This is a genomic window from Emcibacteraceae bacterium (assembly GCA_041396985.1).
Lineage (GTDB): Bacteria > Pseudomonadota > Alphaproteobacteria > Sphingomonadales > Emcibacteraceae > Pseudemcibacter.
This window is the reverse complement of sequence record JAWKXO010000001.1, coordinates 98,915-124,546: the sequence shown is the minus strand read 5'-3', so window position 1 is coordinate 124,546 and position 25,632 is coordinate 98,915. Positions and strand designations below refer to the sequence as shown.

The 25,632-nt window shown below is 44.0% G+C and carries 26 protein-coding genes and 1 tRNA gene; 10 read left to right on the top strand and 17 right to left on the bottom strand.

Annotated elements, in window-relative coordinates; genetic code table 11:
* Window positions 1-77: 77 nt before the first annotated feature.
* Window positions 78-1,703: a pilus assembly protein TadG-related protein gene (locus R3D86_00560; GenBank protein ID MEZ5756690.1), complete on the top strand. Its 1,626-nt coding sequence runs from the start codon at window positions 78-80 to the stop codon at window positions 1,701-1,703.
* Between the two features lie 129 nt (window positions 1,704-1,832).
* On the opposite strand, the gene tadF is transcribed toward R3D86_00560, so the two are convergent.
* From tadF to R3D86_00545, 3 genes are all read right to left on the bottom strand, one after another.
* Window positions 1,833-2,486 carry a tight adherence pilus pseudopilin TadF gene (tadF, locus tag R3D86_00555; protein ID MEZ5756689.1) on the bottom strand — a complete coding sequence of 218 codons (654 nt, stop codon included), beginning with the start codon at window positions 2,484-2,486 and terminating at the stop codon, window positions 1,833-1,835.
* Between the two features lie 10 nt (window positions 2,487-2,496).
* On the bottom strand, window positions 2,497-3,120 hold the full coding sequence (locus R3D86_00550) for a TadE/TadG family type IV pilus assembly protein (GenBank protein ID MEZ5756688.1): 624 nt from the start codon (window positions 3,118-3,120) through the stop codon (window positions 2,497-2,499).
* Window positions 3,121-3,231: 111 nt separating this feature from the next.
* The gene (locus R3D86_00545) at window positions 3,232-4,047 is read right to left on the bottom strand and encodes a universal stress protein (GenBank protein ID MEZ5756687.1); all 816 of its coding nucleotides are present in this window, start codon (window positions 4,045-4,047) and stop codon (window positions 3,232-3,234) included.
* Window positions 4,048-4,255: 208 nt separating this feature from the next.
* On the opposite strand from R3D86_00545, the gene pyc reads away from it, so the two are divergent.
* Together pyc and R3D86_00535 are read left to right on the top strand one after the other, a co-directional pair.
* Window positions 4,256-7,702, top strand: coding sequence for a pyruvate carboxylase (pyc, locus tag R3D86_00540; protein MEZ5756686.1), 3,447 nt, complete (start codon window positions 4,256-4,258; stop codon window positions 7,700-7,702).
* Between the two features lie 261 nt (window positions 7,703-7,963).
* A complete protein-coding gene (locus R3D86_00535) occupies window positions 7,964-8,332 on the top strand; it encodes a VOC family protein (GenBank protein ID MEZ5756685.1) in 369 nt (122 codons plus the stop codon).
* Between the two features lie 8 nt (window positions 8,333-8,340).
* Here R3D86_00535 and R3D86_00530 read toward each other — a convergent pair whose 3' ends face one another.
* Window positions 8,341-9,156, bottom strand: coding sequence for a universal stress protein (locus tag R3D86_00530; protein MEZ5756684.1), 816 nt, complete (start codon window positions 9,154-9,156; stop codon window positions 8,341-8,343).
* Between the two features lie 102 nt (window positions 9,157-9,258).
* Window positions 9,259-9,747 carry a tetratricopeptide repeat protein gene (locus tag R3D86_00525; protein MEZ5756683.1) on the bottom strand — a complete coding sequence of 163 codons (489 nt, stop codon included), beginning with the start codon at window positions 9,745-9,747 and terminating at the stop codon, window positions 9,259-9,261.
* Between the two features lie 131 nt (window positions 9,748-9,878).
* On the opposite strand from R3D86_00525, the gene R3D86_00520 reads away from it, so the two are divergent.
* Window positions 9,879-11,054: an ATP-binding protein gene (locus R3D86_00520; protein ID MEZ5756682.1), complete on the top strand. Its 1,176-nt coding sequence runs from the start codon at window positions 9,879-9,881 to the stop codon at window positions 11,052-11,054.
* Window positions 11,055-11,107: 53 nt separating this feature from the next.
* Here R3D86_00520 and R3D86_00515 read toward each other — a convergent pair.
* Window positions 11,108-11,181 (bottom strand) — tRNA-Cys (locus tag R3D86_00515).
* Window positions 11,182-11,316: 135 nt separating this feature from the next.
* Between R3D86_00515 and R3D86_00510 the strand changes: the two genes are divergently transcribed.
* Entirely contained in the window at window positions 11,317-11,766 is a 450-nt protein-coding gene (locus R3D86_00510; GenBank protein MEZ5756681.1) for a hypothetical protein, read from the top strand.
* Between the two features lie 64 nt (window positions 11,767-11,830).
* Complete coding sequence (locus R3D86_00505; protein MEZ5756680.1) at window positions 11,831-12,625, top strand: PDZ domain-containing protein; 795 nt, start codon at window positions 11,831-11,833, stop codon at window positions 12,623-12,625.
* Here R3D86_00505 and R3D86_00500 read toward each other — a convergent pair.
* Window positions 12,609-13,229, bottom strand: a complete 621-nt coding sequence (locus R3D86_00500) for a hypothetical protein (protein MEZ5756679.1) — start codon at window positions 13,227-13,229, stop codon at window positions 12,609-12,611. The two genes, R3D86_00505 and R3D86_00500, sit on opposite strands and share 17 nt — an antisense overlap.
* A gap of 342 nt (window positions 13,230-13,571) precedes the next feature.
* On the opposite strand from R3D86_00500, the gene R3D86_00495 reads away from it, so the two are divergent.
* From R3D86_00495 to R3D86_00485, 3 genes are all read left to right on the top strand, one after another.
* Window positions 13,572-13,754, top strand: coding sequence for a hypothetical protein (locus R3D86_00495; protein ID MEZ5756678.1), 183 nt, complete (start codon window positions 13,572-13,574; stop codon window positions 13,752-13,754).
* Between the two features lie 85 nt (window positions 13,755-13,839).
* Window positions 13,840-14,265, top strand: coding sequence for a hypothetical protein (locus R3D86_00490; protein ID MEZ5756677.1), 426 nt, complete (start codon window positions 13,840-13,842; stop codon window positions 14,263-14,265).
* Between the two features lie 21 nt (window positions 14,266-14,286).
* Window positions 14,287-14,781 carry a hypothetical protein gene (locus R3D86_00485; GenBank protein MEZ5756676.1) on the top strand — a complete coding sequence of 165 codons (495 nt, stop codon included), beginning with the start codon at window positions 14,287-14,289 and terminating at the stop codon, window positions 14,779-14,781.
* 21 nt (window positions 14,782-14,802) lie between these two features.
* Here R3D86_00485 and R3D86_00480 read toward each other — a convergent pair whose 3' ends face one another.
* From R3D86_00480 to R3D86_00465, 4 genes are all read right to left on the bottom strand, one after another.
* Window positions 14,803-15,369: a PhnA domain-containing protein gene (locus tag R3D86_00480; GenBank protein MEZ5756675.1), complete on the bottom strand. Its 567-nt coding sequence runs from the start codon at window positions 15,367-15,369 to the stop codon at window positions 14,803-14,805.
* Between the two features lie 3 nt (window positions 15,370-15,372).
* A complete protein-coding gene (locus R3D86_00475) occupies window positions 15,373-15,879 on the bottom strand; it encodes a DUF6702 family protein (protein ID MEZ5756674.1) in 507 nt (168 codons plus the stop codon).
* 11 nt (window positions 15,880-15,890) lie between these two features.
* Window positions 15,891-18,302, bottom strand: a complete 2,412-nt coding sequence (locus R3D86_00470; protein MEZ5756673.1) for a M1 family metallopeptidase — start codon at window positions 18,300-18,302, stop codon at window positions 15,891-15,893.
* Window positions 18,303-18,408: 106 nt separating this feature from the next.
* The gene (locus R3D86_00465; protein MEZ5756672.1) at window positions 18,409-18,864 is read right to left on the bottom strand and encodes a nuclear transport factor 2 family protein; all 456 of its coding nucleotides are present in this window, start codon (window positions 18,862-18,864) and stop codon (window positions 18,409-18,411) included.
* Between the two features lie 194 nt (window positions 18,865-19,058).
* On the opposite strand from R3D86_00465, the gene R3D86_00460 reads away from it, so the two are divergent.
* On the top strand, window positions 19,059-20,312 hold the full coding sequence (locus R3D86_00460) for an FAD/NAD(P)-binding oxidoreductase (protein MEZ5756671.1): 1,254 nt from the start codon (window positions 19,059-19,061) through the stop codon (window positions 20,310-20,312).
* 31 nt (window positions 20,313-20,343) lie between these two features.
* Here R3D86_00460 and R3D86_00455 read toward each other — a convergent pair whose 3' ends face one another.
* The 6 genes from R3D86_00455 to R3D86_00430 all read right to left on the bottom strand — a co-directional run bounded on the left by R3D86_00455 (window position 20,344) and on the right by R3D86_00430 (window position 25,376).
* Window positions 20,344-20,793, bottom strand: coding sequence for a molybdenum cofactor biosynthesis protein MoaE (locus R3D86_00455; GenBank protein MEZ5756670.1), 450 nt, complete (start codon window positions 20,791-20,793; stop codon window positions 20,344-20,346).
* A gap of 1 nt (window position 20,794) precedes the next feature.
* Entirely contained in the window at window positions 20,795-21,046 is a 252-nt protein-coding gene (moaD, locus tag R3D86_00450; GenBank protein MEZ5756669.1) for a molybdopterin converting factor subunit 1, read from the bottom strand.
* A 7-nt stretch (window positions 21,047-21,053) separates the two neighbouring features.
* Window positions 21,054-21,599 (bottom strand): CDP-diacylglycerol--glycerol-3-phosphate 3-phosphatidyltransferase, encoded by a 546-nt coding sequence (pgsA, locus tag R3D86_00445; protein ID MEZ5756668.1) that lies wholly within the window; start codon window positions 21,597-21,599, stop codon window positions 21,054-21,056.
* A gap of 69 nt (window positions 21,600-21,668) precedes the next feature.
* Window positions 21,669-23,507 carry an excinuclease ABC subunit UvrC gene (gene uvrC / locus R3D86_00440; GenBank protein MEZ5756667.1) on the bottom strand — a complete coding sequence of 613 codons (1,839 nt, stop codon included), beginning with the start codon at window positions 23,505-23,507 and terminating at the stop codon, window positions 21,669-21,671.
* 465 nt (window positions 23,508-23,972) lie between these two features.
* On the bottom strand, window positions 23,973-24,392 hold the full coding sequence (gene folB, locus R3D86_00435; GenBank protein MEZ5756666.1) for a dihydroneopterin aldolase: 420 nt from the start codon (window positions 24,390-24,392) through the stop codon (window positions 23,973-23,975).
* 15 nt (window positions 24,393-24,407) lie between these two features.
* Entirely contained in the window at window positions 24,408-25,376 is a 969-nt protein-coding gene (locus R3D86_00430) for a calcium/sodium antiporter (protein ID MEZ5756665.1), read from the bottom strand.
* Window positions 25,377-25,632 lie beyond the last annotated feature (256 nt).

The following is a 25,632-nucleotide window of genomic DNA, read 5'->3' as shown; positions in this document are numbered from 1 at the left end:
ATTTAGGGGAACTTTAGGACTTTCTTAATTTGAATCGCTTACTCTTTTCTGCGATTCATTATTAGATTGGCGGGAAAATGTTTACCTATTTTTCTAAATTTATAAAGATTGGCCGTGAATTACGGCGTAATCAAAAGGGGGCCATCCTTTTTCAGGTGGCTCTTTCTGCAACTGTGTTTATTGGTATTCTTGGAATTGGTGTTGATCTTGGAAGGGCATATTTATATCGCTCGCAGCTTTCCGGTGCCCTTGATGCTGCGGCCCTTGCCGGGGCAAAATCATTTCATTCTGCAACGCGGGATGCCGAAATTCAGGCCTTTTTTGACAGCAATTTTGATTCAAGCCTGATGGGCGGTCAAGTCCAGACGCTTAATATCAGAGAAGTGGACACCGCAACCAAAACATTGGAAGTTTCCACTTCAGGCACGGTTAATACTGTTTTTATGCGGCTGTTTGGTTTTGATACGGTGTCCATTGCCGCCGATGCGGAAACCACCAGCAAGCAAACCGGTCTTCAGCTGGTCATGGTGCTGGATAACACAGGGTCTATGAGGCAATATGCTAGCGGAACAAAAAAAATTGATGCTTTAAAAACATCCGCAAAGGCCATGGTTAATAACCTGTTTGGCAATGATGCGACAAATGACAAACTTGAAATAGCCATTGTTCCCTATGTGACGACGGTCAATATCGGGCATTTACTGGACAGTTCATATATTGACACATCAACTATGCCGGCCAGCTATACCTATGATGCCAATAACCTTTCCAAATGGAACGGCTGCGTTGAAGCGCGTCATACCAACAGCGATTTAAGCGCTGCTGATGCCTATGACGTCAAAGTGGAACATGAAGGGGTGGACTGGGTTCCATTCCTGTGGCGGCCGCATTATGACAATGTTTATAGCTTATCGGACTTGAACGGTCCAAATGGTGAAGTCTGGCCCGCACCGGATTATCAGCACGAAGGCGGCAGTGGGGAAAATGTCAATGCGGATGGCGGGCCCAATATTAACTGCCCGGCGCCGGTGCTGGATTTTACATCCACCAAAGCGGATCTGAATACCTATATCGACAGTCTTTATTATTCCTATAACCGTGGCGGTACTATTGCCAATATCGGGATGATCTGGGGCTGGCGAATGCTCCATACCGGATCACCGTTTTTTAACGATATCGCCTATGATGATGACAAAATGGTTAAAGCTGTGGTTCTTATGACCGACGGTGAGAATTGGGTAATAGATAGAAGTTCAACCAATCCCTATTATGATAAGCAAGACCGTAATAGTGATAATGATGATGCCTGGGATGATGACGGTGATGGCAAATGTCCGCAATGTGTAAATGCTCAATATGATGGTGGCGATGAAACATTCGGGTATGATCGTAGGTATAGTGGGGATTATTCGGGCTATGGTGTTCGGGATGAGGGCCGCCTTGATGGTGCGACAACTCAGTCTTCCTCAAGTAGCGCCATTAATAAAAGGTTAGCCTATGTCTGTTCGGCCATGAAAGGGATGGGGATTACTGTTTATACAATTACCTTTGGCAGCGGTGCAACCAACACAACTCTTAAAAACCTTTATGAAGGGTGCGCCACAGACAGCGGTAAATATTTTCATGCGCCGGATGCAGCGGAGCTTGACGGTGCCTTTGAGGCAATTGCAAACGATCTTGCTGATTTAAGATTGAGTAAGTAAATCCGGGGAATATCTAACAACCCTCATTTTATTTTCCTGATAAAATAAAATGGTAACTTGAGCCGGCAATGAAACTCCACTTCCATTGCCGGCTTTTCTTTTAGCTTTTAATTACAGAGATAAGGTAATTTAGGAACAGCTGTTCGGGGCAGACCCGTCAGCAACAATATTTTCAATTGTTCCCCGGCGTGGACGGAAATAGGCATCATATTTAATATGACCTTCCAGGGGTAGGATGCCGAGGATTGGCTCAAACGTATAGTCAACCTCCGTCACCACAAGAATTTGCGATGTTGTTACAATCGAATTGGTCGGTATATCGGCACTATCAACGGTACTGCCGGCAGCACCAAATGATGGCGTTGACGAATTCGGACCATAGCAGCGCTGCCAGGCGACGGAATAGCTGGTGGCAGCAGCGCCATCAACACCTTCGCCGATAATGGCGGTAATGGTTGCTCTGCCGTTATCCGAAATATTAAATGGCTTGCTCACCTGATCAAGGGCGAGCATCATATCGCTTACCTGGGATTCAGTCAGTCCCTTATCCATTTGTGTCATCAGGTTGGACATGGTGTAGGCTGATCTTGAAATACGCTGGTGAGCCACAAGATAATAGGTCAGATCAATACAGCCCATCAGCAGGGCAGTAAGGAACGGTGTCACAACCGCAAATTCAATCAGGGCAACACCTTTCTGGTCCCGAGACAGTTTGACATTGTCCTGAAGGCCTTTATTTTGGCGGAAACCGATTTTTTTTAAAAATTTTGATTTTGATATCATGTGACTGTCCCTAGTTGCATGATCTTACGGTATCGCTTGGTTCCCAGGCGATGCCACCATATGGTTCATTTCGGACAGCGGTTGACGTAGACAGATTGATATTTTCTTCATGACTGAAAGCATCAATAATGCCGTGCATCATATAGGGAAGGGCGACGTCAATTTCCATGACCATAATATTTTCTTCGCCGCCGGCACCATTTGCCCCCATATCCTCGTCCCAGGTGTTGTTTCCATTGACATCGGTATAAAATTCACCGTTATTGCAAATGAGGTCAGCATTTTCATCAGTGAAGGGTTCAGCAGATCCAATGTCGGAAAAACTGTCATAGACTTTCATGCTTATATTGACACCGGCATCTATGCCGAAATTTTCAAGGGAATCTTTGACATAATCCTTGATATAGTCTTCTGTCGTTGCGTAGCCATCCGGAATATTACCGGTAATGGAAATCCGTGTGGATTCTGTTACGGCCCCCTCAAGAGCCGAATAAACCATCAGAATGCGCCCTATTTCCATTGACCCTAACGTAAGAACAAGAAAAACAGGAAGTATAAGGGCATATTCAACGACAGTTGCCCCTTTTTCATTTCTTGCAAATTTGGTAAACCACTTTGTCAGATTAGCAGCCATTTTGTAAAATTTTCCATAAATACTCAATTTAGGAAAAGCTAACAGAAGACTGTTAATATGTTCTTAATAATTAGCCAAAAAATAACTAAAATTATATCTAGTTATTGATCCCTAATGGGAAAAGAAAACGGCTATTTCCTGATTGGTAAAGAGTGCTTTGGTAACACCCCCAAAAATTATTTCAAGCAGGCGTTTATGTCCCCACGCTCCGGCAACAATCAGATCAATATCCCATTCATTGGCCAGTTGAAGCAGTCTTTCAGAACGGTCCGGATATTCACCTTCTTCCACGCCTTTTGCCTTTACGCCTGACCGTTCCAGCATAGAGCAGATATCGTCCAGTTGGCTATTATGTTTGCGATCTTCATTAATTGTAACAACTGTAACCTCTTCTGATTTCAAAAGAAATGGCATGGCATCATGTACGGCGCGGGCGGCTTCTGCGCTGGCATCCCAGGCTATCATGATATTGGTGCCCACTTTTTTATCAAGTCCGCCCGAGGGAACAGCAAGAACGGGAAGGGAGCTTTCCATCATAAACCGGGCCATTGATCCCATAACATCGGAATAGGTGTCTTCTCCCTGGCTTATAATGGTCAGGTCACATGATCTGGAGACGAGTTTAAAGGACCGCATAAAATCGCCTTGTGCTTCCCGCCATTCATAATCATCATAATTTTTCTTCATATAATCGAGAAAATGTTTTTTCTGCTCTTCCGCCTTTTGTTTCTGGGTTTCCCATATTTGCGTGTAAAGATCGTATGAATAATAGGCATAGGGTGTGAGCTGTTCCAAAGATTTAAGAGTGGGGACGGCATGGAAGCCTTTTAGATGTGAAGAAAATTTCTTTCCCAGAATAACGCCCGCCTTTATCCTTGTTTCCGCTTCTTCGTCACTGCCAATGGGTATCAAAATGGTTTTAAACATTTTCAGCTCTCCTATATCTTTTAGATGTCAGACCGTGTTTTTTTATCGTCAGATCGTATAGTATAGATATTTTTCATAAATTGATTTGCATCAAGGAATGGAAATTTTGAAAAAACGGCCGACTGCCTTAAGGTTTTTATATTTTAGTTTACAGAAAGAATAAAAAAGTTATGCTAGCGCCGGGTAATAAATAAACAATACAGGCATTATGAATAAAATTAAGAAAATACTGATCGCAAACCGGGGCGAAATTGCTATCCGGATAATGCGGGCAGCGACGGAACTTGGAATAAGAACTGTTGCAATATATTCACATGAAGACCGGCTGGCGCTTCACCGTTTTAAAGCTGATGAAAGCTATCTGGTCGGGGAAGGGCTCGGGCCGGTAAAGGCCTATCTTGCCGGAGACGAAATATTGCGAATTGCCAAATCGGTTGGTGCTGATGCCATACATCCGGGATATGGCTTTTTATCTGAGGATCCTGAATTTGCTGATGCCTGCCGTAATGCCGGGTTAATTTTTGTTGGCCCTGAAGCACAGGCCATGCGTGATCTTGGCAATAAAGTTGCCGCGCGTAACATGGCAATCAGCGCTGGTGTTCCGGTTATTCCTGCATCAGAGCCACTCCCAAAAGATATGAAAAAAGTTCATAAACTTGCTGATGAAATTGGCTACCCGATCATGCTTAAGGCCAGTTGGGGTGGCGGTGGCCGCGGTATGCGTATTATCCGCAGTGAAAAAGAACTTGAAAACCAGGTCAATGAAGGCCAGCGTGAAGCGGCCAATGCCTTTGGCAAGGATGAAGTCTATCTTGAAAAAATGATTGAACGGGCCCGCCATATCGAGGTTCAGATACTGGGGGATACACACGGAAACCTTGTTCATCTTTTCGAGCGGGACTGTTCGGTTCAGCGCCGCAATCAGAAAGTGATTGAGCGGGCGCCGGCCGCTTTCATGACCACGGAGCAAAGGGAATATTTATGTGGCCTTGCCATAAAGCTTGCTAAATCAGTCAGTTATTCCAATGCAGGAACCGTTGAGTTTCTGATGGATGCCGACACGGGCAAGTTTTATTTTATCGAAGTAAACCCGAGAATTCAGGTCGAACATACTGTAACAGAAGTGGTAACCGGTGTTGATCTTGTCAAGGCGCAGATTTTAATCGCCGATGGTGAAGAAATTGGCAGTAAAAGATCCGGTATTCCAAAACAGAAAAATATCAAGCTTAACGGCTTTGCCCTTCAGTGCCGGATAACCACGGAAAATCCGGAAGATAATTTTGTGCCTGATTATGGCCGGATTACCGCCTATCGCGGGGCGACCGGTTTTGGCATTCGACTTGACGGGGGAACGGCTTACTCCGGGGCAGTGATCACCCGCTATTATGACAGTATGCTTGAAAAAATTACGGCCTGGGCGCCGGACCCGGAGCAGGCAGTAAAAAGAATGGGACGGGCGCTTCGTGAATTCCGAATTCGGGGTCTTGCCACCAATCTGAACTTCCTGGAAAATCTGATCAATCACCCCACATTCAGGGACGGGACCTATACCACAAGATTTATTGATCAGACGCCTGAGCTGTTTAATTTCAAACCGCGTAAGGACCGGGCAACAAAGCTTCTGAATTTCATTGCCGAAGTCACGGTAAACGGGAATAAGGAAGTGAAGGGAAGACGGCTTCCGATTGAAAGCCCGACCCCTAAAGCGCCGCCACCGGTCAGTGCGGATATTCCGGAAGGAAGCCGGGATATTTTTGAAAAACTGGGTGCGGAAGGGTTTGCCAAATGGATGCTCGATCAAAAACGGCTGCTTATGACCGACACCACGATGCGGGATGCCCATCAGTCACTGCTGGCAACACGGATGCGTACCTATGATATGGTAAAAATTGCCCCGGCCTATGCCCAGAAAATGTCAGGGCTTCTCAGTCTTGAATGCTGGGGCGGGGCAACATTTGATGTGGCGATGCGGTTTTTAAATGAAAGCCCGTGGGAGCGGATCAGGGAAATTCGCGCCGCAGCCCCCAATATTCTGACACAGATGCTGCTTAGGGCATCCAACGGTGTCGGCTATACAAATTATCCGGACAATGTCATTCAGTATTTTATTAAAAAAACAGCAGAATCCGGTATTGATATTTTCAGGGTATTTGACAGCCTGAACTGGGTTGAAAATATGCGCATTGCCATGGATGCGGTCATTGAAAGCGGTAAAATCTGTGAAGGAACCGTCTGCTATACCGGGGATATTGATGACCCGGACCGGGCAAAATACAGCCTCAAATATTATGTCAATATGGCAAAAGAGCTTGAAAAAGCCGGGGCACATATTCTTGGACTTAAGGATATGGCCGGTCTCTTAAAGCCGGCGGCAGCGACAAGGCTGATCACCGCCCTTAAAAATGAGGTCAGTATACCGGTTCATTTCCATACCCATGATACCAGCGGGATCAGTGCGGCGAGTGTCCTTGCCGCGGCCGTAGCAGGTGTTGATGCGGCGGACGCCGCGATGGACAGTTTCAGTGGACTTACTTCACAGCCAAATCTTGGATCAATAGTCGCGGCACTTAAAAGTGGTGACCGTGATACCGGACTTGACAGTGCGACAATCCGCACAATTAGTGATTATTGGGAACTGGTCCGCCGTCAGTATATGGCATTTGAAAGTGATATTCGTGCCGGTGCTTCAGAAGTTTATCTGCATGAAATGCCGGGTGGGCAGTTTACCAATCTTAAGGAACAGGCCCGTAGCATGGGGCTTGAAGAACGCTGGCATGAGGTGGCAAGAACCTATGCCGAAGTGAACCAGATGTTTGGGGATATTGTCAAGGTAACCCCGTCTTCAAAAGTGGTTGGGGATATGGCGATTATGATGGTGTCAGGAAACTTGACCCGTGCAGACGTGGAAAACCCGGACAAGGATATTGCGTTTCCGGCCAGCGTTGTCAGCCTGTTTAAGGGTGAGCTGGGACAGACAGTCGGTGGATTTCCAAAAGACTTACAGAAAAAAATTCTGAAAGGGGAAAAGCCGCTGACCGAACGGCCGGGAAAAAGTCTACCGCCAGCGGATCTGGAAAAACTGCGGGCCGAGGCAAAAAAAGCGACCGGCAATGAAATAAACGATTTTGATCTGTCCTCTTATCTGATGTATCCGAAGGTCTATACGGATTTTGCCGAAACCCGTAATCAGTTTGGACCGATCAGCCATCTTCCGACCAAAGTATTTTTCTATGGTATGGAGCCGTTTGAGGAAATCATGGTTGACCTTGAAGCCGGGAAAACCCTTGTCATTCATTGTCAGGCGATAAGCGGTGTTCATGAAGATGGCACTGTCGAAGTGTTTTTTGAACTGAACGGTCAGCCGAGGGTTATCAGGGTCAGAAAGAACGATGCGACTGTAGCGATCAAGGTCAATAAAAAAGCCGATAGCGGCAATGCCAACCATATCGGTGCACCGCTTCCGGGGATGGTTTCAAATATTGCCGTTCAGGCTGGACAGAAAGTGACCAAGGGTGATTTGCTGCTCAGCATTGAGGCGATGAAAATGGAAACCACCCTTCACGCTGAAAAAGACGGCAGAATTGCTGAATTGCTCGTCGGTGTTGGCGACCAGGTGGATGCCAAGGATTTGCTGATTGTAATGGGCGCTGATTAAGGTTCTGGCCACGGTGCGTTTTAAGGTAGCGATATAAAGAGAATTTTCTGAATGGATTGATTTTATAAAAATCTTTCAACTATGAGTAAAAATAATTTGAAAAACGGAAACATTTTATTATTCTGATTATGGTTCGGAAAAGAATCAGGGTGAATGGAAGAAATACTACTGCGAGGGCGCTGACTGAAATAAAGTCAAAGTCGGTATATTTTATTCTCTCAAAATGGTTTTGAGCCTGTTGTCTATAAATGGAGGGAAAACGTGCTGGATAAACGTGCGCGGCATCATAAGATTAATTATATCGAATTTGCTGCAACCAATCTTGAAGCGACAAAGAAATTTTTTAATGACGTATTCGGCTGGGAATTCACAGATTACGGACCAGACTATACGGCTTATGAAGGACGTGGCATTGATTGCGGTTTTTATCAGGCTGAAAAAGTATCCGACTCTTCTAATGGAGCGGCATTACCGGTTTTTTACAGCGAAAACCTGGAAGAGAGTGAACGACGCATCATAAGAGCAGGCGGCACAATTGTTCGGGAAATATTTGACTTTCCCGGTGGCCGCCGGTTTCAGTTTCGTGAACCAAGTGGTAACGAACTTGGTGTCTGGAGTGACATTACCTGAATATGCCTTTAATGGGCAAAGAGTACAGGTATCTGCTGATTGTTGAACAAAGTTTTCGTAACACCGCCATAGATCAGTTCGGTCAGCCGGCTATGTGCCCAGGCTCCTGAAACGATAAGATCTGCTCTTTTTTCCAGACAGACTTCCAGTATTTTTGCCCCCGGATTTACATGAAGCGGAATGGTCATGCCAGATATATTTACATCATGTCGGGCAAGGTTTTTACAGATATCAGCCGTTTTGACCTCATCCTTATTTTCTTCACAGACGGATAGGACAGTTACATTTTTTGCCAGTTTAAGTAGCGGCAGGGCCGCATGAATGGCTTGAATACTTTCTTTGCTGCTATTCCAGGCAATAAATATATTCTGGGCAAAAGATTTTTCCCGTCTTTCTCTTGGGACGGCTAGACTGGCTATGCCGCTGTTAAGAATAAAATCCGGAATATCGCCCATGACATCGCCCAGCTGGTCCTCTCCCTGGGGAACGATGGCAAGATCAGATGTTCTGGCATGATGTTTCATAATATGCCCAAAATGACCTTCTGTTTCCACCCATTCATAATTTACAGTTGAGCCACCAAAAAACGCGTTAAACGCGGCTTTGTCTTTTTCAGCCAGTTCGGTTTCATTTTCCATAAGCTGCTGATAAATTTCAAATGAGACAAACTGATGATCCGCTATACTCTGAAGTGACTGTAGACTTGGAACAATATGAAGTCCGGTCACGTGTGACGTAAACAGGCTTCCGACCTCCATTGCCGCTTTTTGTAAAGGCATTGATCTTTCGACACCATTTACAGGGATGAGAATTGTTTTATACATTTTGCTTCCTTTTTATTTATTTTTGAAGGAATTATAGCAGTTTATCAGTATCCATGCATTGATAACAATCAATGATCTGGCAATTGATTGCCTGGAAATTTTTTAGAGGGTTTTCTTTTTTTCCTCGTCTCTTATTTTTTTTACCGTCTGTGTCTGCGGATGATTTTCTCCCAGGCTGCTTTCCATGATTGTGTAAGCTTTGTTATAATATTCCAGAGCTTTATCGTGTTCTCCCATTTTACTGTTTACTGAGCCGATATTGTTGAGGATAGAGGCCACATTGGGATGATTATCGCCAAAATCCTTTTTGTCTATTTCCAGAGCTTTATGCAAAAAATCCAATGAATTGTTGTACTCACCCAGTTTCATGGCCATATAGCCCGCCCCATTTAAATAGGTAGAATTGCCGGGATCAAGTTTGACAGCGGATTTTAAATGCTCATAGGCGTCCTGATCCTGCTCTTTCATCATGGCAATGTTTGCAAGGTCATATTCTTTGACAGAAGCATCAATATCCTGATCACTGGGTTTGGCCATGAGAGTTGAGATCGCGAGCAGGTAAATAAAACTGATAATGATGACTTTTTGCATAATGTACCTCGAAGCTTTTCGTTATTTTTAAGGCAGGCAATGGCCAAGTACAAGTGATTTGACCGTTAGGGGTAAGTTTTTTTTAATGAATTGGCGTTAGTCTAGTCTATCAGCATAAAAAAGGTAGTTTTATGACGCGCCACCGCTTAACAGCAAATATTGACCAGGCTTCCGAAAATCTTGAGGAACTGACCAGAATCCGCAAGCAAGCGGCCCGTCTTGAAGCGATTGTCCATAGTCAGCCGGATTGCGTAAAAATTGTCAGTTCAGATTATAAACTCATAGATATGAATGAAGCCGGTCTGGAAATGGTGGATGCCGGCTCACTGGAAGACGTGAAGGGGGCCTGTCTTCTTGATCTTGTTGATCCTGAGTTTCATGAACTCTTTAAAGAGAGCGTTGATCTGGCGTATCGTGGAAAGCCATCCGAAATTGAATTTAATATCACCGGGTTAAACGGAAGCAAAAGACGTATGAGTCAGCGTGCAGCGCCCATTTTTGACCGGGATAATCCGGACCATGTCATTGAAATGGTTGCTGTGACCCGTGATATCAGTGATAAACATGCAACCCTTGCTTCCCTTGAAGATGCAAAAATTATGGCTGAGGAAGCCAGCAAGCTAAAATCTAATTTTCTGGCAACGATGTCTCATGAGTTCAGAACGCCCCTTAACGCCATTTTGGGGTTCAGTGAAATCATCAAATCTAAAAGCCTGGGTGAAATTGGCATTCCGAAATATGAAGAATATATTGAAGATATCTATAATAGCGGCAGACACCTGCTTGATATTATCAATGATGTTCTGGACATTTCCGAGATTGAGGCAAAGAAGCGGATTTTTCTAAAGGAGGAAATTGACCTCGAAGATGTTGCACTCGAATGTCTGAGTACGGTCAATATACTGGCGCAGGAAAAGCAGATTATAATGTCAGCCAACATCGGAGCCAACCTGCCCAGGATTTATGCTGACAAGCGGTCCATAAAGCAGATTTTGATTAACCTGCTTTCCAATGCGGTTAAGTTTTCTCATGATGGTTCAGTGGTCATATTAAGCATATATGACAATGGTAAATTTCTAAAAATCAATATCAAGGATACAGGCATTGGAATTTCCAAGGAATTTATGAAAGATATCGCCAAACCATTTTTCCGGGGTCAGGCAGAAGCGGATATAACGGCCCCCGGCACTGGCCTTGGCCTTTCCATTGTAAAATCACTGATTAGTGAACATGATGCACAGATGGAAATTGAGAGTGAAGAGCATGTGGGCACCACAGTAAAGCTCTCCTTCCCCATTAATTCATAGGGGATAAAAGGTCCCGTAGATCAATATCCGGCATTTTTGGACTTCTGGGAAAATGGAGGTGCGGACCGGATTTGAACCGGTGTACACGGATTTGCAATCCGCTGCGTAGCCTCTCCGCCACCGCACCATTAGGAAGTGAGTATTTCGCATACTCCCCCGATTTATTCAAGTGCTAAATTCTTATTTGTTGAAGCTTTTCTTGTAAGGGATGGGAAAAGGAAATAGTTTTGTCATATACTGTAAAAATGCAGGAGATCCCGAAATGAGCAGAAAAAAATTTGAGTCCCACTTTGAGATAATGGAACAGGCAGAGATTTTATTTCCGCTTTTTTCGGCAGAAGGAGAAAAACTCTGGGTGCCGGACTGGGATTATATTGCCGTTTCGGAAGGGACAGAGCTCCATGAAGACTATGTCTTTATGACATCAAATCATGATTTTGCCACCACAAATGCCATTTGGCTGGTCAAACGCTATGACCCCGGGAATTATTTAGTGCAGTTTTATAAAATTGAACCGGAAGATAAAATTGCCATTGTCTCTGTTAAATGTGAACAGATGGAAAACCAACGCACCAGAGTGACTGTATGTTACGAATATATTGGGCTTTCGCAAAAAGGGCGAGATTTTATTGAAGACCATGGGCAGGGAGATTTTGTGGCCTTTATCAAGGAGTGGAAAATACTTCTTGAACACTATTTAAGTGCTCTTTAGACGGCTATTCAGCCATGATTAAGGTTTCCCTGATAAGCTGAGGATATATTAATTGAGGTGTGTCATGAGACTATTGTTCAGTTTATCTCTTATACTGTTGCTTGGCGCCTGTGGCGCAGGGTCATACGGATCATCTTACCAGGGTTATCTGACGCCGGACATGGCGGCTGATGTCGTTATGCTGGGGGATGATCAAGACCCTAATCTGATCCTTTCGAATAATCTGGACCGGGATGTGCAAAGCTACCGTGAACATAATTATATCGTCATTGGCGAAAGTGCTTTTAATGGTCTTCAGGAAAGTCCGCAAAATGCGGTAAAGCAGGCGAAGGAGGTCAGGGCTACCCATGTTATTGTCTCTTCCGCCTATACCGGAACGGAAAGCAGGCTGGATTATGATTATCAGGATGTATATCACACGGTTTTTGTAAACAATGTAAGAACTATAAACGGCAAAACGGTCAATGTTACGGAAGCCGTCACCGTTCGGGACACGGTAACGGTACCTTATATGCGTCAGTATGATAAGTTTGATCAGTGGGCGGTTTACATGGTTAAATCTTTGCAGCGACATAAGCTCGGTATACTTATGCGTGATTTAAATCCTGGAGACCGGATGACTTATAAGCGAAATACCGGCGCTGTCATTGACGTCGTGCTGAGCAATTCACCCGCTTTTCTGGCGGATATCGTCCGTGGGGATGTTCTTCTGGCAATTAACGGAAGTAAAATAATAAATGGTGACGATGCCGTCTCAAAAATTCAGGCTCTTGATGTCAACGGTACAAAAGTCGTGTTGTCGATGCTAAAAGACGGGCAGGAAAAAGAAATTACTCTGGAATTCAATGACAGGCACTAAATTGTTTTCTGATGGCATCGGCTTCTGCTGCATCCATGCTTAAATTCCATTTTCTTTTTATATCTATCCAGTCCTGTAAGTAGGCACAGCGGCCAGGAACATAAGACGGTGAATATCGGCTTGGATCATCGGTATTTTTTGGGATGCGGTTGGTCCAGCGATGTGTGATCCTAAGTGGGCTTTGCGGCCCAAGATCATTGGCATAGGATTGCTTTTTCTCAGCACTCCAGGCATAGCCGCCGCTGATGTGAACTTCATAAAGAGGGACCAGATGATCAATATCGACATCCTTTGCCGATTTAAAGGTAACACCGGTATAACTGTCAAACCATCGTCCGGACTTTACCGTTCTTTTTTTGTCATTGGTGAAAGTGACAGGAGAGAGTGATTTCCTGATCAGGATTTCTGCTCTCGTATTCTGGCCATCATGGTCACTGTCCTCACCATAGGCATAAAGGCGTCTTTCATAGGGAACAGACAAATTTATGGCGCGGATTTTTATACCATAAAGTGGATCGGAATGACTGCCAAAACTATAGCTGTTCATTGTTATAATTGCGACAAATAAAAATACACTAAAAAGTAGTATGTTTATAAATTTCATTATAATATATCCGTAGAATAATTTCTATAAATATACCATAATATATTGAAATAATAAATAAAAAAATAAATGTTTTAAAAATATATCAAAACTAATAGTAGAATATATTAAAAAATTTATTTTTTATGTGTTGACGATGTATAATATTATAGATAGAGTTATATTTCCAAGAGTACAACTTTTTGTATTATATTCATGATCAAAATACAAAGGGTTAAGGGGGTTTGCATTATGCTGTCAGGGGTAGGCAATTAAATAAACATATTTTTGACATACTGATGACAAATTATTCTGCATAATCAACCGGTGAACAATATTATCAAAGTTGGTATGGGAGTTAGTATGAATATGTCGGTTAAATTGGGGGACTATTTCATTGTCACTAGTGGATATTCTGAATATGGGGGATTGGTGAGCAAGTCGAAAGAGGCGCTGCTGTTTCTGGCTGTTGGCAGGAATTTATACAGGGAAGCGTCAAGTGATGAAATCAAGAAATTTCAGGATAAACATCCGATCTTAAAATAGCATATTAAATTCTTCATTTGTTTACACTTTTCTAAGAATTTAGTCTTAAGCTGATTTTATAGATCAGTTTAAGGATAAATGTAACGTGGCACTGAATAATTTTAGAGCAAAAAAACCGGTCATTTTTGGTCGCAAAAAGCAGGTTGTCGGGGACAGTCAGGATGATGATACTCTTGATATGCTGCTTCATTATGCCAAGGCGGGGATGGAATATGCAGAACAGTCTTTAAAAGACTCTCCGGAGCTGTTCAGTCCTGCCGAAATTGCTGCCTTTGATCAGAATAAAAATATGCTTGAGCAGGCACCATATCTTATTAACAGCTATAAATCTAAAATGGCTGAATATGATGCCCTTCATAAAAAAATGATCGGTATCTTAAGGAAATGTGAGGAGATCGTTGCCGCTGGCGATGAACAGGCAAAGCAGGAAATCAACAAGGTTCTGAAAGAAGCAAAGGTCTTCAGTTACAACGAAGATGGAGACCTGGTGCTTAAAAGAGGGGTATCCTGATCAGTTCAGGCAGGGATAATAATGACAAAAAAACAGCCAATTACTTTTGACAACAATCAAAGCAAAAATTTTGTTGAAGGGGAGCAGACAATGGATTTACTGCTCCATTATGCGCAGAGCGGTATTGCTGAGGCAGAGAAAGCAATGCGTGAACAGCCTGAGTTATTTTCAGAACGGGAAATAATGGATTTCGCGGCCAATAAGGTCGTTCTTGCGAAAGCACCGGATATCTTAAGTGATTATAAAAAGAAAGTGGAAGAATTTGAACGCATGCATGAAAAAGTGCAGAGCGTTGTCGGTAAATGCCAGAAAATTGTCAGAAATCATGAAATAAGAAAAGCCCATGATCATGACAGTTTTGTGGACCCCCACCAAAAGAAACAGAAAGTTCATAAAAAACCTGCAGCAGGTGTAATCCGTTATACCGATGATGGACAGGTGCTGATGGGGGGAGACCCACTCAGTGAGTCACGCAAGAAAGTGGTCATTGAGCTCCCAAAACACGGAAAATATTAATCTGACTGAATTTGTAAGTGTTTATTTCTTTTTCACAAATTCGGTTAAAATAACAATCTGCTGACCTTCAACCCGGCCTTCTATGTGTTTTTCATTATTTGGATCAAGCGAAATATTGCGGACGGCGGTGCCGCGTTTGGCCGTAAAATTTGCGCCTTTTACATTGAGGTCTTTTATCAGGATAACAGTGTCACCGGCACTGAGCTGGGCGCCGTTACTGTCAATATGACGAAGGCCATCATCTGCGGCGTTCGTTTCCGGTCCGGCAGCAGCCCAGGCGGCTGTTTCCTCGTCAAGATAGAGCATATCCAGCAGATCCCGGGCCCAGGCTTCGTCACTCAGGTCTTTTAACTTGCGCCAGGCAAGAACCTGTACAGCCGGAACTGGGGTCCACATACTGTCAGCAAGTGCGCGCCAATGATGGACATCGGCTTTTTCCGGATGTCTGCATACGTCACAAAGCAGAACAGTCTGATCAATGGTAGCATCGCTGTCAGGACCGACTTCAAATATATCCAGCTCATCTATGGAACCACAAAGTTCGCATTTATGGTTGCTTCGTTCAAGCAACTGATCTTTTATTGTCATATTTTATTTCCCGTCATCGAAAACGACTGATAACGCTTCCACATCGCCACTGAATGTGGCCGTTTTTAAGTCACCGCGCCCTTCGACATTGACTGTATTGATCTGGTCTGTCCAGATGTCTCTAAGGGCATTGTCGATGATCGTCAAGCCTTTAATATTTTCTGGTGCCTTCACTTCCTGATAGACCCAGAAATAAATCCTCTCAATTTCAAAACCGACAGAATTTAATTTCAGTTCCGGTCCGTCCAGTGGTTTAAGAGCAAAACGCCAGTCGACATAATTGGCAAACAGTTCCTGGGTCTCTGCCGAATTTCTGATGTCAGCATTTTTATCAAAAAGTATTTTTACAGCATGCTCAGTATCATGAAGATAGAAACGGTGCATGACTTCAATATTGCCGGTGCGTTCATTAAAGAGGACTTTGGTGAGGGCCGCCCGTTGCCTGTGGGCGGATACGGGTGTGACCAGCACACCCGCAACCATCAGAATAAGAAGGAAGAGCCTTTTCATTTCATAAAGTCTTAATCCTGATCTGGCTTTTTAAGTTCGGTTTTAATATCATGCATGATATCACGACGCTTAAGACCTGTTCTCGGCTTGGCTTTGTAGGCTTCAATACGGCTTGGAATGATGCGGCGCGGATAATAATTGTTTTCAATATCAACATCAGCTGTTTCCCAGCGTGGGTCAATAACGACCTGCTCAATTTCCTTATCCAAAACAAACAGTTTTTTGACTGAATGTGCATTTCGCCGCCAGATTTCGGCCGGAATATTCATAAATTCTGTGCTGCCGTCCGCATAGGTAAATTCAAGCAGGATCGGCATAACAAGACCGCCCTTGTTGGAAAATTCAAGCACATAATATTTTTTGTCCTCCTTGACCGCACGTTCAAAAACGGCACGGTCCCGATCATCCAGTCCCTTCAGGAAGTCATTATATTCATTACGTTCCTTATTGGTGACGGTGAACTGATCATTTTCATCATGGAAGTCACGGACATCCGGGTTGCTTTCAACCCAGGACTTCATTCCCGCTTCCTGATTGCGGGTGATGTAAAGGGAAGCCGGTTTCTGATTAAATTCATTACGCCGACGGGAAAAATCAATATCCGGATCTTTGGTGTCCAGACGCATCTGGTAAATATGATCAAGCGAAATATCAACATGATCCGTTGTATAGTACCAGCCTCGGAAGAACCAGTCGAGATCAACACCGGAGGCTTCCTCCATCGTGCGGAAGAAATCGGACGGGGTCGGGCGCTTGAACATCCAGCGGCGGGCATATTCTTTAAACGCGAAGTCGAATAATTCCCGGCCCAAAATGGTTTCGCGTAGGATATTTAAGGACACGGCCGGCTTAGTATAGGCATTTGGTCCAAGATGAAGGACGCTGTCCGACTGGGTCATGACCGGAACCTGATCCTGGGATTTCATATAGTCAATGACATCCATCGGTTCGGTTGAGCCCATATTATAATCCCATTCACGGCCACCGACGCTATCAAGATAACTGTTCAGTCCTTCATCCATCCAGGTCCATTGCCGTTCGTCGGAATTGACGGTCATCGGGAAATACTGATGGCCGATTTCATGGATCACCACGCCGATCAGAAATTCTTTTTCCGCGGCTGTATATGTGCGGCTGCCATCATCATGCAGAATGGTTCTGGGGCCGTTAAAGGTGATCATCGGATATTCCATGCCGCCGACCGGTCCGTTGACGGACTGGGCAACAGGGTAGGGATAATCAAATGTAAAGCGGGAATAGACTTTTAAAGTATGGATAACGAGTTCCGTTGAATATTTTTCCCAAAGCTCGCCACCTTCTTTCGGGAAGAAAGACATGGCCATTACGAATGGATTAGCGGCACCGCCCTGATTATATCCTTTGGCATCCCAGGCAAATTTGCGGGAGGATGCCCAGGCAAAATCGCGGACATTATCCGCTTTGAAATGCCATGTCTTGGTGCCGTTGGTGCCTTCTTTTTCATTTTCAAGGGCTTCCTGAGGGGTCACAACATAAACCGGTCTGTCGGCCGTTTTCGCCCGCTCAAGCCGATCGCGTTGTTCCTGTGTTAATACAGCATTGGGGTTTTGCAGCACACCGGTTGCCGAAACCACATGGTCATCCGGAATGGTGAGGGAAACATCAAAATTTCCAAACTCCTGCGTGAATTCGCCGCTGCCCAGAAATTCCTTGGCGGTCCAGGCTTCATAGTCGGTATAGGCGCCCATCCGTGGATACCACTGGGATACTTCATATATATAGCCGCCACCTTCAATTTCATCATCCGGGAAATGTTCATAGCCGCCCCGGCCGCCCATAACATCGCTTTCAATAATATTAAAGCCGTAACCGACAGAAAATGTGTAACTTGAACCGGAGGCAAGAGGCGAGGGCAGATCAACCCGCATTTTGGTGCCGACTATGGTAAATTTCAGATCACGACCTGACGATTTGACCTCTTTAATTTCAAAGCCGAACGTCTGGTCTTCACTTTGCTGTTGTTTACGAAGCTGACCAAGGCTTAAACGGGCCGGGTCTGCATCAAAGCCTTTTAAACTGGCAGGAGAGGCAAAGGTCGCCGTGCTATTTTCCATGCTGTCTTTTTTAAAACGGTTCTGGTCAAGCTGAACCCATAAAAAGCGCATCGTGTCAGGAGAGTTATTATGATAGGTAATTTCAACATTGCCATCAATGCGGTGTTTTTTTTCGTCCAACGTTGCTTTTATTACATAATCGGCACGCTGCTGCCAATATTCATGGCCGGGCTCACCACCTGCGGTTCTGTATGTATTGGCCGTCGGCAGAATTTCATCCAGTTGTCTGAATTTATCAACAAAATCCCCTTTGGTCTGCTGTACCTGCGCACTGGTAAATGCTGACATTGAAAGGCTTAATGAAACGAATAGGATGACTGTGCGAAACATGGAAATAATGCTCCCTTTTGTTTTATTCCAGATTAGGTGAAAATATAGCGGGCATAGAAGTCTCTGCCTAGTAAATAATGCATTTTTTTATGCACAAACAATGAAATCAGTTGTCTTCCAAAATTGGTGTCACCTGCACATAAACAACTTTCCATTCACCGTTTCGTTTTTCGAAGGTATCAGCATACCGAAAATGTTGCTTGAACGGATCGTTATTTGTTTTACCCAGAATAATGCCATCCGCTATGACTGTTGCAACATCAGGTCCAAATTCTAAAATTTCACGGTTTGTAATTATGAATTTTTCAAATGTAACCTCGGGGTCAATGAAAATTGAAATAAAACCGTTTCGGTCAGTAAATTCACCGGTACTTTTCACAAATTTGAAATCCTTGGCAAGAAACACATCCAGTAAAGCTTTGTCTTTATAAAACTGGGCATCATCAAAAGCGCGCGAAGCTGTTTCAATGTCTTTTTTATTATCATATGAAACTGGCTGTCCGTTGGTCATTGATAGACAGCTTAAATATATACCAAAATAAATGATAAACTGACGGAACATTGTTACATTTCCTTTGTAATTTGGTTGATGGAATTTACGGATTACGACAATTGAATATTTGTAACTATAGATATAGCCGTAATATTTTTTAGCTTTTATGTTTCTAATCTTTCCTATAAAATCTATTTTTCAAATAAAATTATTAATAAATCAAATTAAAAAACTATATTATTCAAATTCTAAAGGGGCCTATTATGAGTGATCAGAATAATTCCTATGATGTTGTTGTTGTCGGGGGCGGATCAGCAGGTATATCAACAGTTTCAAGTCTTCTGAAACGACGTCACTGGCTGAAAATTGCCGTTATCGAACCGAAAGAGGAACATTATTACCAGCCGGGCTGGACACTGGTTGGCGGCGGCATTTTTGTTATGGATGAAACAATTCGTCCGGAACAGAGTGTAATGCCGGAAGGCGTGACCTGGATTAAGGAAGAGGCGGCAACATTTGACCCTGAAAAGAACAGTGTCGGACTGGCTTCTGGCGCAAGTGTTAGCTATAAATCGCTTGTGGTGGCACCGGGCATTAAAATTAATCTTGATGCGGTTAAGGGATTAAAGGAAACGCTGGGAAAAAATGGCGTAACCACCAATTACCTGCGCGAAACTGCGCCATATACCTGGCATCTGGTTGAACATCTTCATTCGGGTAAGGCAATTTTTACGCAGCCGCCACCCCCCTTTAAATGTGCCGGTGCACCGCAGAAAGCCATGTATCTTTCCTGTGATGAATGGCAGAAGAAAGGATTGCTTGATAAAATTGATGTTGAATTCTGCACGGCGGCACCATCGCTTTTCGGGGTGGCTGACTATGTTCCGCCCCTTATGGAATGGGTTCAGAAATATGGCGCGAATTTAAGTTTTTCCAAAAATCTTGTTGCCGTTGATGGCGATAAAAAAATTGCCACATTCAATGTGACCGGCGCGGACGGAAAAGTCAGTCAGGTTGATGAGAAATTTGATATGCTGCATGTAAGCCCGCCGCAATGCGCCCTTGATTTTCTGGCAAAAAGCCCGCTGGCAAATGAAAGTGGCTTTATGGCCGTGGATGACCATACTTTGCAGCATCCGAAATTTGCCAATGTTTTCGGGGTTGGTGATGCGATTGCAACGACAAATGCCAAAACGGCTGCTGCTGCCCGCAAACAGACCGTTGTCGTGGCAGAGAATTTGTTGGCGCAGGTTGATGGCAAAGAGCTTACCTCGCTTTATATGGGCTATGGCTCATGCCCACTGACGGTTTCGCGGGGGCGGGTGATCTTGGCTGAATTCGGCTATGGCGGAAAACTGATGCCGACCTTCCCCAAATGGGTCAACAACAGTCTAAAGGCAACGATCTTCGGCTGGATACTAAAGGCAAATATTTTGCCCTGGGTTTACTGGAACCTGATGCTGAAAGGCAGTGAATGGTTTGCCGGATCAACCAAAAAAGAAACAGATCATCATTAACAAGACAATGAGCTGGACTTGAATAGGATTTTCAGGTCCAGCGATCTCTTTTTATATCATCGTCTTCTTTGGCGGCTACCCAGTGTTCGCCCTTATCAGTTTCTTCCTTTTTCCAGAAGGGAGCGTCGGTTTTAAGCCAGTCCATCATAAACTGTGCCGCTTCAAATGCCGCTTCTCGGTGGTGAGAAGCGGTAATCACCAAAACGATATTGTCACCGGGATATAAAGGACCAAAGCGGTGAATGATGGTCAGCTCTTCGAGGGGCCAGCGGGCTTTTGCCTGCTTAGCGATTTTTGTTAGTTCTTTTTCCGCCATGGCCGGGAAATGTTCAAGGGTCATTTTTCGGATAACCTGATCACCATGAATATCACGAACCAGTCCGGTAAAAGTGGCAATTGCGCCAAGATCGGTGCGGCCCTGTCGAACTTTCTCAATTTCTTCGCCGATATTAAAATCTTCAGCCTGAACGGAAATACGCATTTTAACCCCCGGTCATTGGCGGGAAGAGGGCAATTTCATCTTTATCAGTGATTTTATAATCTAGCCCGACATAATCGTTATTTACAGCAACCCGTATCAGATCACTTTCTGCAAATGCGGATTTGTACTGATCGCCTTTATCTTCAAGAAAACGGATGAGATCACTGACGGTCACTACCCCGGATGGCAGGGTTAATTCTTCGGAGCTAATGCCGATATTTTCACGAATGCGCGCAAAATAGAAAATATTCATATTTTTCTCACATATGTTTTAGACCGGCGCGCAGATAATCATAACCGGTATAAAGGGTCAGAATAGCGGCAGCCCATAAGCAAAAATCACCAATCATGACGGCCGGAATGATCGCAGGAGCAGCCTTGCCGACCAGCAAAAACCCAAGGGCAAAAATCTGAAGGGTTGTTTTCCATTTGGCAAGATAGGTCACCGGAATGCCAACTTTTAAGTCAGCGAGAAACTCACGCAGACCCGAAACCGCAAATTCACGGCAAAGGATAACGACGGCAGCAAGTACTGTATATCCTTCAATCCGGTCAAAAGCGACCATCATCATCAGAGCGGTTGCAATCAGGAGTTTGTCGGCGATCGGGTCCATAAAGGCCCCAAGCTTTGATGTCTGATTAAAACGGCGGGCAATATAGCCGTCAAAAAAATCGGTAATACCGGCTGTCACAAAAATAGCAAATGTAAGCCAGTAACTGACATTGCCTTTAATATAAAAGGCCGCCACCATCAGCGGAATAAGAAGGATCCTTGAAAATGTCAGTATATTGGCAAGATTATTCATAATATAATTGTCTTTAATTCATCATCGGCAATTGTAGTAAAATAGTGCTGGAAGGCAACGAAATAAATCTTATGGATGAAAATAATCATAAATCTGCGTCGCCAGTGCCTGTGAAATACCATCCACCCTTTGCAGATCATTTATAGCGGCGTCTGAAACCGCTTTGGCAGACCCGAAATGCATAAGCAGGGCTTTTTTACGAACGGCACCGACTCCGGGCAGACCATCAAGCAATGATTTATGCATTTTCTGTGCCCTTTTGCTGCGGTGGGACCCAATTACAAAGCGGTGAGATTCGTCGCGCAAACGCTGAAGATAATAAAGAACAGGATCATTGGGCGGTAACTTAAACGGGGTCTTGCCGGGAAGATAAAAATCCTCTCTTCCGGCGTTTCGGTCCGGTCCCTTGGCAATGGAAACGACAGGAATATCGGTCAGTCCCAGATCCTCAAGGACACTGCAAACGGCTGAAAGCTGCCCTTTGCCGCCATCAATCAGCAGAAGATCAGGCCAGGTTGGCGCATTTCGGTCCGGATCTTCCCGAAGCTGGCGTTTAAAGCGTCTGGTCATGACTTCGCGCATCATACCGAAATCATCTCCCGGGACCAGATCTTCAGATTTTATATTGAATTTTCTGTAGGCATTCTTTTCGAACCCTTCCGGCCCGGCAACAATCATTGCACCAAGAGCGCTTGTTCCTGAAATATGGCTGTTATCATAGACTTCGATCCGGTTTGGCGGGGCATCAAGGTCAAAAAGATCAGCCACACCCGCCAGCAATTTTGCCTGGGATGATGTTTCGGCAACTCTGCGTTCAAGCGCTTCACGGGCATTTTTTTCTACCATTTCCACCAATAGCAGATTGGCGCCCCGTTGCGGCATAGTGATTTTGACTTTATGTCCTGCATTCATGGAAAGCGCTTCTTCAAGCAGGGCTTTTTGTTTTATACTGCTGTTGATCAGTATCTTTTTAGGGGGCATTTTATTGTCGTAAAACTGGGAAATAAAGGCGGGAAGGATTTCACCAACCTGCTGATCCTTGTCATGACGCGGAAAATAGGCCTTATTGCCCCAGTTCTGTCCTGCGCGATAGAAAAAAACCTCGATACAGGTCTGACCGCCGTCCTTATAGGCGGCAATCACATCGGCTTCTTCAAGTTTGCCGTTGGTCGCATCCTGGCGGCTTTGTACAGCGACAAGAGCTTTGAGCCTGTCACGATAAACGGCGGCAAGTTCATATTGCTGGTGCGAGCTGGCTTCATTCATCTTTTCAGTGAACCGCCGTTTTATGGAGTCGCTTCTGCCACTTAAGAAATCATGGGCTTCATTGACCAGCGCGTCATAATCCTCTTCTGATATTTTGCCGACGCATGGGGCCGAACATCTTTTGATCTGATAGAGCAGGCAGGGCCGGCTTCTGCTATTAAAGATACTGTCACTACACGTTCTAAGGGAAAAAGCTTTCTGTAAAATATTTAAAGAGGCATTGACGGCACTCGCCGAAGCGAAGGGACCAAAATAATATCCATCCTTTTTCTTGGCCCCCCGATGCTTGAGGACACGGGGGCTTGGGTGGGTTTTATCAATCAGGATATAGGGAAAGGATTTATCATCGCGTAGCAGAATATTATAGCGCGGCTTATAGCGTTTGATCAGATTGGCTTCAAGGAGCAAAGCCTCTACTTCTGTATGGGTGCTGACAAACTCCATTGACCGGGTGAGGGAAACCATTTTGGCAATCCGGTATGATTGGCCGCGCAGGTTCGTATAGCTTTTGACCCTGTTTGAAAGATTTTTGGCTTTTCCGACATAAAGAACATTTTCATCGCCATCAATCATGCGGTAAACCCCGGGATTATTCCCAAGGTTTTTCAAATAGGATTTTATGGTTTCAATGCCTTCATTCATAGTAAATATTTATATCAATTCACATCTCAATGTCTACGTTCATTATTCGGTTTCATATGTAACTTTTTTGATAAATATGCTTAACAGTTTATAAATATTCAACAGATTCAAGGACTAACGCCAAGCGCTCGGATTCGTGAAAAACTTATCCACGAAAGCTGTGGATAAACTGGTGTATAACTTTTTATTGGCAGTAAAAGATGGCGGAACTGTTGAGGATTCAGCAAATTGCACAAATTTTAGGCAAATAATCTAAGGCTTTGAAAACAAATACACTTTTTATTGTCAATAAACTTTTTCAATATAATTTTAAATAATTTTTTTCCGGGTAGGATTAAAAAATTGAATTTTTCATTGCTGTTGACAACTTTTCAGAAAGAACAAAAAAGAACAAAAAAATATATGCTGATTTTTCAATGATTTAACAAAAATGAAATATATATTTCATATGAAAGTCCGGAAAAATTACAAGCTTTTATGTCTTTCAATTTCAACGCCGACACTGGTGGTGTTTTCTATTGCTTCCAGTTTCTCAACACGGACCCTGACCGATAAAATGCGGGGGTCAATTAAATTAAGATCGGCAATTTTTTCGGCAAGTGTTTCGACAAGATGAACATGTCCGGAATGGACAATGTTCTTAATACCTTCGACGACTTTTTCATAACAGACCACGTTTGCATAATCATCATTGAGTGGACCTTGTTCTTCTTTAACACTGAGATCAATATTGATTCTTATTTTTTGTTCTTTTTCTTTTTCATGGTCGTATATGCCGATTGAACTGCTCAAAATTAAATCACGAACAAATACATGACGTAAGCTGCGGGAAGCGTCGGCATATTTGATGGGGGAAAGGTTACTTTTATAAAATTTGCTTGTCATGTCCGGATGTCCTGTCTAACTACTGCCCAGCATCTGTAGATATATAATATATCCGCCTGTAAATACCAGTCCTATTACACGGGAAAAGCGTAATTTCCAAACAAGGAATGGAATGAGTATGACGGATGAGAGTGCCATAACCCATAAATCAAGATGAAGAAAACTTATCGGGATGGGAATATCACTGATAAATGCAGTTCCGCCCATGATGGCATAAAGATTAAAAATGTTACTGCCTATGACATTGCCCAGGGCAACATCACCATGATCTTTTCTGGCAGCAATAATAGAGGTGACAAGTTCCGGCAGGCTGGTGCCAATGGCAATGATGGTTAGACCGATGATGGCTTCTGATACATTGTAGGTTCGGGCAATTTCGACACCACCATCAACAAGCATTTTTGCACCATAAATCAGGCCAGACAAACCGGCAAGCAGATAAATTCCGGACCGGACTGTCGGTAGCGGTGTTTCGGGAAGCTCGTCCAGATCCTCATAAGCTTTTTCGGAAACTTTCTTACTCTCCTTATGCTGGCTTTCATCGAGCCGCCCGACTTTATAGGAATTGATTAAAAAGGCCCCAAGCAGGATAAACAGTAAAATTCCTTCAATATAGGTAATAGGCCCCATCCAGCAAAGAATGATGAAAAGAGCGGTGCCGCCGAGCATAATATAATAGTTTCGTCTAATTTCGCTGCTATCGCAATCAAAGGGATAAAATACAGCAGGGAGGCCGATCACCAGAAGAATATTGGCAATATTGCTGCCCACCGCGTTCCCGAGTGCCATTGTCGGCACACCTTCGTAGGCTGCCTGGAGGCCAACAACCAGTTCTGGTGCTGATGTACCAAAGGCAATGACGGTCAGGCCGATGACAAGTTTGCTGAGTCCCAGATTTTCAGCAATCGATACGGCCCCGCGGATCATAATATCACCAGCAACGACCAATAAAATCAGTCCGGCGATAACGGTTAAATAAGCCAATGAAAATCCAAATTAATAAATTAAACTTTACGCCTGTATAGTTGGTTCTCACCAAGTTGCAAAGAATAATCACAATTAATCTGCCAAATTTTAGGCTAGTTGTAATTTATTACATTTCTTGTTATATTGAGCCGTTGTCCTTTTGAGGGAAAGGACCCCCGCTTTTGTTCTTTATGTATGCGTTATCGGGCGAAATAAGCCTTATATCTGGGCAACATTAACTTGACCAATCAACAGAATATAGTAAGGGGATATT